The organism is Arcticibacter sp. (genome assembly GCF_045629565.1).
Taxonomy (GTDB): domain Bacteria; phylum Bacteroidota; class Bacteroidia; order Sphingobacteriales; family Sphingobacteriaceae; genus Arcticibacter.
In genome coordinates this window covers 1-6,165 of sequence record NZ_JAZQRL010000087.1, presented here as the reverse complement: position 1 = coordinate 6,165, position 6,165 = coordinate 1, and the positions used below count along the sequence as shown (strand labels likewise).

Genomic DNA, 6,165 nt, shown 5'->3' with positions numbered 1-6,165 from the left:
AGGAAAGCTTTCTTCTCCTAAACTTAAATTTACAGCACAATTGGGTGTACTCACGTACCCGCTTTACCTGTTACATGGATTTGGAGTGGGCGCTTTTATGATGTGGGGTAACCAGGTGAACAAGTATGTTTTGCTCCTGGCCGTTTCAGCATTCATGATCTTTTTGTCCTACGTGGTTTACAGGTATATCGAAAAAAAGTTTCAGCCCGTACTCAAATCATTGTTAATTAAACTCATTGAGATGAACAATAAACCTGCACAACCATGCTCTGGTAGTTAAACCGAAGTACAACCCACAAGAATTCCGATTATTTCTATTCGCTTCTCTGTCAATGCAATACCTTTCGATCAGGTATTTTAGCTAGCTTTAAGGCATTGGATTCCTTATCCATACAGGTGGTTACCAGTTTAAAACATACTGTAAGTACGATTTCATTTCCTAAGATGTAAATCTAAGGCAGTAGAAAGTAAATTTAAGGCAATTGAAAGTATCCATAATTTTTTATTTGTGGTTTTACAGTGCGACAAGCCTCATGGCGCAACAGGACAGCACCTACCAGGATTTGATTGCCAAGGCGGGTCTGCTGCACCTGCAGGGAAATTATAAAGATGCCGTTGATAAGTATGATCAGGCATTTGCATTGCAGCCACCCGATGCACTTACGGCTTATAAGGCTGCAGGTGTGTATTCGTTAAGCGATAGTGCTAAAAAGGCTCTATTTTATCTAAATACGGCACTGAACGAGGGGACGGAAGCGGAATACCTTATTGCTGACCCTTATTTTGACTTTCTACGGGAAACTGAAAAGCCTAAGTGGAATGCACTGGAAGAACTTGCTATCCTTAAAGAACAGGAATATGCAGCAACTCTGGAAGTACCTGACTTGCGTGAGGAGATCAATCGGATGGCATTAAAAGACCAGCAGCTACGGTTCAAGCGTGCCCAGTTCTCAAATGATAGCGTACTAACCGTTATCAATTCCAAAATCCAGCAATCCGATGATAGGAATCTCACCCGTGCGAAAGAAATCATACAGCATTACGGCTGGCCCAGGAGGTCAGATATAGGGAGAGATGGTCAAAATAACTTGTGGCTGATCGTGCAGCATGCTGATCAGGATGTAACCTTTCAGCAAGTTGCACTGACAGCAATGGAGAAACTGAAGGGAACGAAGGAGCTAAATATGGAGAACTATGCGTTCCTGTATGACCGGGTACAATGCAACCTTAATTACAAACAGCGTTACGGAACTCAGGTCATCTGGACCAGAACGGAGAAGCTTCCGGCTTTCGTCGAATCGTGAAAGAATATAAAGTAAACAGGCGCAGAAAAAAAATGGGCATGCAGTCGCTTTCGCTATATGCGCTATCCTATGGCTTTATTTATAATGAGGTAAACAGAAAGCAATTCAGGTTGCTCGACGCAAACTATCGGGTGCAGGTGCAGCAGCTCATTGATGGTTCTAAAGATGCTTATAGGCAGCGTGATTTCCGAAAGGTCTATGACTACTATAACAGGGCATCAACCTATGCAGGTGGGATGAGTAATTCCGAAAACTTGGAAGCGGCCATCACCTTTGCTAAAATTGCGGCGCTAACACGTGAGGAGCAATACATAGGAATAGCCTTGGATTTTCTGGCTTTGCTTCATCTTAGAAAAATGCTAACGCTACGCGCGTTAAAAAAAAGCGAGTTCAATATACTACAGTCGGAGCAAAGGTGGATTGAAATCTATGGTCAGTTGAATAAGCGAGATGACGAGAATAAGTGACAAACAACTACCGCTCGCTGCCGACACGGCGTTTTAAGGTTCAGGGCCACTTTCGCTTTTGTGGATAATCTGGCGGATTACCTCATCCAGTTCCTGGGCCGAGGTTTTCAGATGCTGGAGCAATTCCTTGTTGCCAACGTCTTCGTACTGCGGCAGCGTGAGCAGTTCCAGCAGACCCAGGATCCTGGCCATCGGTCCTCTCACGAGGTGCGCCTGTGCCCATCCGATCTCGCGCATTAACGAATTGTGCCTTTCAATTTCATGAATGTAATTGATGCGTTGGGTTATATCCTGTATTGCACCAATCATCCGCAGCGCCACGCCTTCATCATCGAAAATCAGGAAACCACGGTCAAGCACAAATTTATAGCTGTCATCGGCACATCTGAATCGGTATTCACTGCTCCAGCGTGGTTCCTTTTTATCGATGCTGTTCTGGACAACCTGTGTCACCCGCGGCCTGTCTTCCGGGTGCACACGCTCATACCACCAGTTGTAATTGTGTCCCCCCTCGCTATATCCAAAAATCTCTGTGATGGCATAATTCCATATGAGTTCATCGCTCTGGAATTTCAGATCCCATATGGCATCGCTAGTTGCCTTGGAGACAATGTTGTAACGTTCCAGGTGTTCTCTAATTTTAAGTTCATTCTCGATGCGTTCCGTAACATCTCTGGCGTTGCAGACAATGCCCTGCACGGCAGGATCGTGCTCCATGTTGGTGAGTATGATCTCCAACCACCGGATGTCGCCATTGTTGCGAATCATGCGGAATGGCGGAAGCTGGATGCGTTCCGCGTTCCCGAGCTGGTTGATCTTCTCCCTAATCTGCGGCCGGTCTTCTTCGTGTATAAAATCAGATGCCATCTGACCTAAAAGTACTTCAGCGTTCAAGCCCAGTATCTTTTCAGCGTTTGGACTTACGTATTTAAAAGCACCTTGGGGGTTAATGATGATAATCAGGTCAGAGCCATTCTGAATAAGGGTTTTAAACCGACGTTCACTACTTCTCAGTGCCTCCTCCGCTGATATACGCGCCGTATCGTCGATTGCAATTACGATTCGCGCAAGTTTACCATCATAGTTAATTGAATTGCCTTTAACAAGCACGCGGATGATTTCGCCGTCTTTTTTCCGATGCTGGAAAAAGTTGCTGTGCGGCTTATCACACTGCACATCCTCTTTCACGATACGTTTCAGCGTTTCAATATCTTTTTCCGGTCTGATGTCCAGCAGGGTCATTGAAAGAAATTCCGCTTTACTAAACCCATAATTTTGTATCGCCGCAGCGTTTACGTCCAGAAAGCGCAAAGTGTCGAGCTCGTACACCCACATGGGTTGAGGACTCAGTTCAAAAACTTCCTTGTAGCGGTTTTTCGCGGCCTGAAGCGCTTCTGCAGACGCTTTGCGCTCACTTATGTCTTTTAATACACCGATCATTCGTATTCCGCGGCCCTGACCATCTCTGATGATATATCCATTCTCCTCTACAGAGGCATATTCACCATCTGATTTTCTAAAATTGTATTCTGCTTTCCAGTTTGTTTGCGCTGGATCATTAAGCGCTGCCGTGAGTGATTCTTCAATCCGATGCAGGTCGAGGGGATGGACCAGGGCCTCCCATTGGCTTATGGGATATCGATCTGCCGAACATGGATGCCCGAACAGACGGCTGTAGGCTGCTCCCCACTCGACGTGATCACTGACGATATCCCAGTCGTAAATGGCATCGTTGGTTGCCTTGTTCACATATGCATAGCGCTCGTTGCTCGCATGAAGGTCCATTTGCACCTTTTTCTGCTCTGTGATATCTATGCCGATGCCCTGAAGTTCTGGCTCATCCTCTGGAGTGTCTGCCAGTGCTAAAAAATGCCAGAAAGTTGCCTTATACTTTCCGTCTTTGTTGCGCTTGTCGATTTCAAGCTCATAGATCGTTCCCGGGTTCTGTAAACATTTTAGCGCGGTTTCAGCGATCCGGTCCTGATGGTAGGGGACTACTGTCCGCTTGCTGTCTTCCCCTAAAAAGTCTTCCGTACCGTAAACCCAGCTAAAATCGTTTTTGTACTTGTTGTTGTAATATGTATACCGTCCCTGCTGGTCTATACGCATGACGTAGTTCGTCTGCGCATCCACAAGGGCCTGTAACCTGGATTTGCTGCTTGACAATTCTTTTCTAGCGTTTAGTTTTTCTGTGATGTCCAGGGCCATCACAATCCGAATTTCTTTGCCCCAGGTTGGCAGCGGCTGACTTTTCATCTGTACATCCAGTTCCTTTCCGCTTTTGGTGACATGTTTAACGAAGCCCGCATTCGGAAGTCCGAGCCGGACTTTAGTCTCTATGAGTTTGTCCATCCGGGTAAATTCTCCTTTGGCCCAAACGTCACGGGCAGTGAGTTCGAGAAATTCATCTGCGCTATACTCATATTCGGTCTGTGCGGCCTGATTCGATGCAACCATTTGCAAAGTGTCGGTGTGATAAGCCCACATCGGCACCGGGCTGAAATTAAATAAGTCGTAGTTGCGCTGAAAGGCTATTTGCGCTCTTTCTTCCGCTTCTTTACGGTAGGATATATCCTTGAAAGACACAAAGAGTCCCTCGTCGGTGGGTTGAAGTGTAATTTCATACCAGCGGCTGACTTCGGGATTGTACTGTTCCAGTTGGACCTGTATCTGTTCCTTTTCTGCTCTTTGGCATGCAACCTTTAGGGCTGGTATCATCACCGTTGGATAAATGTCCCAAATTGACATTCCAACGACCTGCTCTGCGCTTCTCCTGGAGACTGTTTCTGCAGCCGCATTCCAGGAGCTCACGACGTGGTTTTTGTCCAGCATAAAAAACGCGTTCGCGATGCTGTTGAGTATTTTGTTTAATCTATCATTACTTCTTTCCAGTTTAATTTCGGCCAGTTTCCGGGTAGTTACATCTAGCGATGCTTGAATGATGTACTCTACATTGCCCATTTCATCGAGCAGGGGATAGGTATCTATGTCCCAATAGCGGACTTCCATCTCACCTGTGGGCATCGGGCGGTCATAGCGGTAGCCTTTAACCCGGTGAACATCTTTTGATCTTAAAACCTCCTGCAGTGCGTCAGTTATACTTTTTGACTTCGAACCAGGGTCGTCAGGGTTCATGGCAAAAGCTTCTATGAAGCTTTTGCCGATCAGCTGTGCCCTGGAAGTATTCGCCCCGAGGAGAAAGCGCTCATTCACGCCCGCAATGGTATATTCCGGATGATTGGGCAACATAATTATGCTGGCTATCGGCATCGAATTGTATATCGACTGTATGATCTCTATGGTCCTCATTATCCTCCTTTTTTCGATATAGATGTCCGAATATTAATTCCGGCGTCGTAATGGAAACGTTAACAGGTTTCAATATACTATTTATTATTATTCTGAAGCGGATTTTTGGAATTTCAAGTCTTTGAAAAACGCCTCCTGTTTTGGGGAAATATTGAAATGGCTTGATTTTTATAATAACTTCATAAACTTGCTGCTGGTGAAGAGTAACAATAAAATGCCGAATATCTTCTGATCGCGGTTAAAACAAAGTATACGTATGAAAATAGCGACCTACAATGTTAATGGAGTGAATGGAAGACTGCCGGTGTTGCTCCGCTGGCTGGAGGAAACCGCACCGGATGTGGTATGTCTTCAGGAACTGAAAGCGCCACAAGAAAAATTTCCCGAGCAGGCTGTTCGGGAGGCGGGGTACAATGCGATTTGGCATGGGCAGAAAAGCTGGAACGGGGTCGCAATTTTGGCCAAAAACATGGACATCCAGGAGATCCGGCGCGGGCTGCCGGGTGATCCCGATGATACGCATAGCCGCTATATAGAGGCTGTCGTAAACAAGGTGCTGATCTGCTGCCTTTACCTTCCCAATGGTAATCCTGCTCCGGGGCCTAAGCTGGAGTATAAAATGCGCTGGTTTGAACGGTTGACGGCACATGCCTCCGACCTGATCACCTCCGGTTTGCCAGTGGTTATAGCCGGTGATTACAATGTTATGCCTACTGAACTGGATGTTTATAAACCTGAGCGTTGGGGTGAGGATGCGCTTTTCAGACCGGAAGTGCGCCAGGCATTCCACAATCTTGTCGCACAAGGTTGGACGGATGCCTTAAGAAAACTTTATCCGGACCAGAAGATCTACACCTTTTGGGATTACTTCCGCAACGCATATGGACGCGACGCGGGGCTGCGCATCGACCACTTTCTGCTCAGTCCGAACGTCGACGCGCGCTTGAAAGCTGCAGGTGTGGACCGGTTTGTTCGTGGCTGGGAGAAAACGAGCGATCACGGTCCGGTATGGATCGAGATCGCAGATGAATGATGAAAAGTATACGCTAGGAGCTGCAGGAGAGCATGGAGCACCCGGCCTGCTG

At 46.6% G+C, this 6,165-nt stretch carries 5 protein-coding genes; 4 read left to right on the top strand and 1 reads right to left on the bottom strand.

The genetic code is table 11. The features are described from left to right. From ACKI5J_RS10685 to ACKI5J_RS10675, 3 genes are all read left to right on the top strand, one after another. Window positions 1–280 (top strand): hypothetical protein (locus ACKI5J_RS10685; protein WP_407429310.1); only part of this gene is annotated, 280 nt, incomplete at its 5' end. Between the two features lie 253 nt (window positions 281–533). After that, window positions 534–1,304 (top strand): DUF6624 domain-containing protein, encoded by a 771-nt coding sequence (locus tag ACKI5J_RS10680; RefSeq protein ID WP_407429308.1) that lies wholly within the window; start codon window positions 534–536, stop codon window positions 1,302–1,304. Then, a complete protein-coding gene (locus ACKI5J_RS10675; protein WP_407429306.1) occupies window positions 1,301–1,771 on the top strand; it encodes a hypothetical protein in 471 nt (156 codons plus the stop codon). Before ACKI5J_RS10680 ends, ACKI5J_RS10675 begins: the two co-directional genes overlap by 4 nt. Window positions 1,772–1,804: 33 nt before the next feature. Here ACKI5J_RS10675 and ACKI5J_RS10670 read toward each other — a convergent pair whose 3' ends face one another. Next, entirely contained in the window at window positions 1,805–5,080 is a 3,276-nt protein-coding gene (locus tag ACKI5J_RS10670) for a PAS domain S-box protein (RefSeq protein ID WP_407429304.1), read from the bottom strand. Window positions 5,081–5,336: 256 nt separating this feature from the next. Here ACKI5J_RS10670 and xth point away from each other — a divergent pair, with 256 nt between their 5' ends. Further along, entirely contained in the window at window positions 5,337–6,113 is a 777-nt protein-coding gene (xth, locus tag ACKI5J_RS10665) for an exodeoxyribonuclease III (protein ID WP_407429302.1), read from the top strand. Window positions 6,114–6,165 lie beyond the last annotated feature (52 nt).

Excerpts from the sequence above, each read along its gene's own strand:
- ACKI5J_RS10670 (WP_407429304.1), bottom strand. The coding sequence starts at position 5,080 with ATGAGGACCATAGAGATCATACAGTCGATATACAATTCGATGCCGATA.
- ACKI5J_RS10680 (WP_407429308.1), top strand. The coding sequence starts at position 534 with ATGGCGCAACAGGACAGCACCTACCAGGATTTGATTGCCAAGGCGGGT.
- xth (WP_407429302.1), top strand. The coding sequence starts at position 5,337 with ATGAAAATAGCGACCTACAATGTTAATGGAGTGAATGGAAGACTGCCG.